Genomic DNA, 4,979 nt, shown 5'->3' on the forward strand with positions numbered 1-4,979 from the left:
CTGCGCCGTCCCGTACCCGGTCACCAGCAGCCCGAGCACTGCGGCCCCTGCGATGCCCATCTTGTGCGCCTTACGCATTCCCACGGTCGTTTCCCCTCTGAGCGGTCGGTTCCCCCGGTCGTCCGCCCTGACCGGGCGGAGACCCTCCGAAGACGCCCCGCGGGGGCCGGCCGGTTCCGCCGCCCACCCGGCCGGAGGGGACGTCGTACGGGGCGAACTCCCGCTGCGCCAGGGGGCGTTGACGCCTGACGGCATGAAAAAGCCCCCCGGGAGGACTTCCGAGGGGGCCGGATCCGGCGTCTGACCTGCCGGGTGACTGGGTGGGCACAACTGGGATCGAACCAGTGACATCTTGCTTGTAAGGCAAGCGCTCTACCGCTGAGCTATGCGCCCGGGATCGACGTCACAGACTACCCTGTCCCGCGCCCGGGGACGCAATCCAGTACGGCGGGGGCCGCCGCACGTACTGCCGTGGTCCGTTCCTTGAGGCGTGCACGTATCGTGAACGAACTGGCTCGTGTGTTCGTTGGCACAGGGTGGGACAATGACCGGCGATCGCTGATGCGGCACGTGGGGACGCGGGGAGAGGTTCGGTGGCGGCAATGAACGGCGGCGGTACGCGCCGCTGGGGCTGGGGCAGCGCACGGGCGGAGCACCAGCGTGCCGACGCGCAGACTGCCAAGGACGACGCCGCGGCCGCCTTCTACGAACTGGACACCGCACAGCGCGACCTGCGGATCTCCATCGAGACCCTGAGCGCGGTGGACGACTCCCCGGCAGCCCGCAAGGCGGTCGCGGACTTCGCGGAGTTCGGCACCCGTATCGACCAGGTCAGCCAGGAGTACATCTCCGTCGTGGACGCCCACGACCTGGACCGCGACGACCTCGACTCCGCCACCGCCGCCCGCGCCCGAGCCGAGCTGGGCCGCGTACGGCAGGAGCTGGAGCGGGTCAGGGGCGAGCTGCAGCGGTTCGGTGAGGGGCTGGGGCCGCTGCTGACGCAGGCCGAGACGCAGCTCGCACGGCTCGCCCCGGCCGTGGAGCGGGCGAAGCAGAGCCTGCTCGCGGCGTCGAACGCGCTGGACGCCGTCCGCGACTCCGGTCTCCAGGCCGACGGTCTCGCCGGGCGGCTCGCGGCGCTCTCCCCCGAGCTGACGAGGCTCAACGAGGGCGCTGCCCAGCACGGCGTACGGGACACCCTGCGCCGCGCGGAGCAGGTCGTACGGGAGGCGGAGGCCGTCCGCGACGAGGCGGAGCGCCTTCCGGAACGTGTCGCGGAGATCGACAAGCGGCTGGCGTCGCTGCGTACGCGCACCCAGGCGCTGCACACGCGCGCGGGCCAAGTCGAGCCGGTGCTCAGCGAGTTGCGGCGCCGCTTCAGCGCGGCGTGCTGGCAGGACCTCCAGCAGGTCCCGGACCAGGCGGCCCGGTCCGTACGGCAGGCGGAGGAGAAGCTGGCCGAGGGCCGCAAGGCGCGCGACGAGCAGCGCTGGGCGGACGCGACGGCGCAGCTCTCGACGGTACGTGCGCTGCTGAACTCCGCGGACGAGGCCATCAAGGCGGCCGGCGACCGTCTGCAGCGGCTCAACGAGGTCTCCTTCGACCAGACGAAGGAGGTCGAGCAGACGCGCTTCGCGATCCGCGACGCCCAGCGGCTGGCGATGGCCGGGCGCAGCACGCCCGATCCGCGTCACGCGGGCCCGCTGGACGACGCCGTCGCGCGGGTGGACCGCGCCGTGGACGGGCTCACCGGCCGCCACCCCGACTACTGGCATCTGCTGACGGAGCTGGACGCGGTGAAGGAGACGGTGCAGCGCGTCGTCGACCAGATCCGGGATGAGCGGGCCGCCGGGCGGTGACGCTCCGGAGAGGGGCGCGGTCGGTGAGGACGGGAGACCGGGGGCCGGAGCCTCGGCAGTACGTGCGCGCGGCGGCTAGCATCTGCGTATGCCGCGATACGAGTACCGCTGCCGCGAATGCGACACGCAGTTCGAACTGGCCCGTCCCATGGCGGAGTCCGGTGCTCCCGCCGACTGCCCGCGGGGGCACGCGGACACCGTGAAGCTGCTCTCGACGGTCGCCGTCGGCGGCGTCTCCGCCGCTTCCGCGCCCGTACCCGCCGCGCCGCAGGGCGGCGGCGGTGGCTGCTGCGGCGGCGGTTGCTGCGGCTGACGGGCACATACCGGTCCGCCGTCCGCCGCACGCACGCGCAGGCGCAGGCGCAGCCGGTGAAGTGCGGGCGGTCAGCGCCCCGTTGAGGCCGCCGTCCGCCAGTGCGCGGGCCGTTCCAGGCCGTACGGGACGCGCGTCGCCGCGCTGCCCCTGGCCGCCTCGAGCTGCGGCTGAGTGAGGAAGAGACTTCCGGTGAGGTCGGCGCCGCTCAGCTCGGCGTCCCGCAGATCGGCTCCCGTCAGGTCCGCCGTCCGCAGATCCGCGCCGCCGAGGTCGGCGGCGATCAGACAGGCACCGCGCAGCGAGGCACCCCGCAGATCCGCGCCGCGCAGCCGCGCCCCCGCGAGCTGCGCTCCCCGGTGGTCCTTCCTGGGGCCGGGCCGGCGGGCGCGGGCGAGTTCGCTCGTACGCAGCAGGAGGGGGACGGTCCGCTCTCGCAGCGACCAGACGTCCACCGCGAGGATGTCGTCCGCGCTGCCGTGTGTGAGGCCGGTGATCTCCTCCAGGGCCCGGCGCAGTTCGCCGCGCAGCGGACGGGCCGCGGGCAGGGACTCCGCCTCGGTGAGGTACAGCAGCAGTTCGTGGAGCTGCCGCATCACCGGGAAGACCTCGGACATCCGCTCCGCGGCGCCCTGTTCGTCCGGGCCGTCCCGTCCGTCCCGTCCGCCGAAGGTCAGCCGGGAGACCTTCTGGCCCGCTCCGAGGCAGTCGTAGACGGCGCAGCCGGAGAAGCCGGTCTCGCGCAGCCGCGCGTGGACGCCGCAGCGGAAGTCGCGCCGCAGGTTCGGGCAGGGGCGGCCGGCGTCCTTGTCGAAGGCGAACTCCGGGCCCGCGAGGAAGGGCAGCGCGACACAGCACAGGCCGAAGCACTCGGAACAGTCGGCACGCAGATGCGGTGGCCGTACGAAGGTCACGGCAGCTCTCTCCCTACCGCCCCGGACTCGCGCGGACGGCATGGGCGGTGCTGCGACCTTCCACCGGAGGCGGGGCGGGCGGCAAACGGTTTTCCGCGCCGCCGGCGCCTCTCACGGGCCTCTCACGGGCGGAGGTCAGGGGACGCGGGCCACGGCCCCGTACGAGCCCACCCGTGCGTCGTCGTCCGCCAGATCGGCCTCGGAGCGGTCCGAGCGCCAGCGGTGTACGAGGACGATCCCGGGCGGCAGCAGCTCCAACCCGTCGAGCAGCGCCGCCAGTTCGTCCCTCGAACGGGTACGGATCCGCACGCCCGACAGCTTCTCGTACTGCCGTCGTGCCGCCTCCATGCCCTCGGGGTCGCGGTCCGCGGTGAGATGGGAGAGCGTCAGACAGCTCCCGGAGGACAGCGCCGCGGTGAAGCCGCGGATCATCTCGCGGGCGGCGCGGTCGTCGGTGACCAGCGGCAGCAGCGCCATGAGGGAGAGCGCGACGGGCTGGTCCAGGTCGAGGCAGTCGCGTACCTCGGGGGAGTCGAGGACGGCGGCGGGGTCGGCGGCGTCCGCCCGCAGGAACGCGGTACGACCCAGGGGGCTGCCGGGCAGCAGGGCCTGGGCGTGCGCGTGGACGACGGGGTCGTCGTCGACGTAGACGACGCGGGCGGCGGGCACCTCGGACTGCGCGACCTGGTGCAGATTGGGCTCGGTCGGGATGCCGGTCCCCAGGTCGAGGAACTGCCGGATGCCCTCCCGTCCCGCGAGATGGCGTACGGCGCGGAGCATGAACGCACGGTTCTCGCGGGCCATGACGGCGACGGTCGGTGTGGCCTCGACGGTCTGCTGGGCGGCGGTGCGGTCGGCCGCGAAGTTGGTACGTCCGCCGAGGAAGTAGTCGTAGAGGCGGGCGGGATGGGGGCGGTCGGTACGGAGCCGGGCGAGACCGGCCATGGCCGTTCCCACGCCCGTCTCCGTGGGAGCGCCCCCGCCGGTCTCCGCGCCCGCCTCCCCGCCGGCCTCCCCGTCCGTGCTCCTCGCGGCGCCCGGCTCCCCGCCCCTCGTGCCGCGTCTCTCCGTACGCGGTGCGGTGCGCCGGTGTGCTGCGTACGGCCGTGCCGCCTCCCCGTCGCCGGGCCGTTCCCGTCCTTCGCGCCGCTCGCGCCCCTCCCACTCCTCGTGCCCCTCGATGTCCTCGGCTCCTTCGGTCCCTTCGGCTCCCTCGGCGGTGCCCTCGCTTCCCGTGACGGCGGCCGGACGGACGTGGCCCGTGGCGTAGAGGGCCCAGAGCAGTTCGTGCACCGCTCCGGGCCGGTCCTTGCGCAGCGGCAGATGCGTCAGCGTGCCCGCCTCGCGCAGCCAGCCGCCGAGAGTGCTCTCCGAGATGCCCAACTCCCGTGCGGTCTCCTCCGGTTCGAGTTCGTGCTCCACCCATGTGACAAGCGCGGAGAGCAGCCGCGAGGAGAGACCGGAGAGCACACCCTCGCCCCACATAGCGGCGCCCTCGTCGTCGAGGACCTGCCGTACGCCGCCGGCGGGGGCGGTGTCCGGCACCGGCGGCGGAAGGTCTTCGAGCCGCAGTGCCAGGTCCAGTTGCGCGCGGTCCGCGAGCAGCGCCCGGTCCAGGCCGACGCGTGCCGTCAGCTCCTCCAGCCGTGAGATCACGGTGTCGCGGTGCAGCCCGAGGAGCTGCGCGGCGCCCTGTGCTCCCATGAAGACGGCGGCGCGGCACACCTCCAGCAGCCGGCGGCGTTCGGCGCCGGCCAGGTTGTCCTCCAGCGGCGCCAGCAGCCGGCGGGCCCAGGCGCGTGCGGAGCCGTCGAGCAGTTCGGGCAGGGGCGGCCGTCCGTCGTGGACGGCGACGCCGCCCGGAGTGCGGCGGGCCGCCTCCACGCTGACGGC

The 4,979-nt window shown here is 74.0% G+C and carries 4 protein-coding genes and 1 tRNA gene; 2 read left to right on the plus strand and 3 right to left on the minus strand.

All coding sequences use genetic code 11. From position 1 onward, the window contains the following. Positions 1–321: 321 nt before the first annotated feature. Positions 322–393, minus strand: a tRNA-Val gene (locus AN218_RS30935). 209 nt (positions 394–602) lie between these two features. On the opposite strand from AN218_RS30935, the gene AN218_RS30940 reads away from it, so the two are divergent. After that, complete coding sequence (locus AN218_RS30940; RefSeq protein WP_171908862.1) at positions 603–1,859, plus strand: coiled-coil domain-containing protein; 1,257 nt, start codon at positions 603–605, stop codon at positions 1,857–1,859. 88 nt (positions 1,860–1,947) lie between these two features. Beyond that, positions 1,948–2,172: an FmdB family zinc ribbon protein gene (locus AN218_RS30945; RefSeq protein WP_070020345.1), complete on the plus strand. Its 225-nt coding sequence runs from the start codon at positions 1,948–1,950 to the stop codon at positions 2,170–2,172. Between the two features lie 71 nt (positions 2,173–2,243). Here AN218_RS30945 and AN218_RS30950 read toward each other — a convergent pair whose 3' ends face one another. Together AN218_RS30950 and AN218_RS38630 are read right to left on the minus strand one after the other, a co-directional pair. Further along, a complete protein-coding gene (locus AN218_RS30950) occupies positions 2,244–3,128 on the minus strand; it encodes a pentapeptide repeat-containing protein (protein ID WP_079132776.1) in 885 nt (294 codons plus the stop codon). A gap of 93 nt (positions 3,129–3,221) precedes the next feature. Then, positions 3,222–4,979: SAM-dependent methyltransferase (locus AN218_RS38630; protein ID WP_244900869.1), on the minus strand; the 1,758-nt coding region annotated here is incomplete at its 5' end.

It is taken from the genome of Streptomyces nanshensis, from assembly GCF_001751255.1.
Taxonomy (GTDB): domain Bacteria; phylum Actinomycetota; class Actinomycetes; order Streptomycetales; family Streptomycetaceae; genus Streptomyces; species Streptomyces nanshensis_A.